The organism is Vibrio marinisediminis, from assembly GCF_014050145.1.
GTDB lineage: Bacteria > Pseudomonadota > Gammaproteobacteria > Enterobacterales > Vibrionaceae > Vibrio > Vibrio marinisediminis.
The window spans coordinates 1-407 of the sequence record NZ_JACFYF010000064.1 but is presented as its reverse complement, the minus strand read 5'-3'; the positions used below and the strand labels follow the sequence as shown (position 1 = coordinate 407).

Here is a 407-nt window from a genome sequence, read left to right as displayed (position 1 = left end):
GGCGTTAGGTTTGCGCGGAGGAAATAAGTAACTATGAAATGGATTTTCGGTCTATTAGTCTCAATTTTATGTGTGTTTTCAAGTGGCGTATGGGCAAATGATGCGGCATTAAAACAGGCTTTTGAGAACCAGCAAAGTGATCTACAAATTCGAGGTTCGGGAACTGTTATTAGGCTATTGCCTGACGACAATCATGGTTCACGACACCAGAAATTTATTATCAAACTCAGCAATAAACAAACACTCTTGGTGTCCCATAACATTGATTTAGCGCCAAGAATATCAAACCTTAGCAAAGGTGATTTCGTGGAGTTTTATGGAGAGTATGAATGGAATAGTAAAGGTGGAGTCATTCACTGGACGCACAAAGACCCTCGAAATAAACATGCTCATGGCTGGCTGAAGCA

1 protein-coding gene is annotated in these 407 nt (G+C 40.8%); it reads left to right on the top strand.

Annotation, left to right across the window (positions count from 1 at the left end; genetic code table 11):
• Positions 1-33: 33 nt before the first annotated feature.
• A partial coding sequence (locus tag H2O73_RS20325; protein ID WP_182110732.1) for a DUF3465 domain-containing protein occupies positions 34-407 on the top strand: 374 nt, incomplete at its 3' end.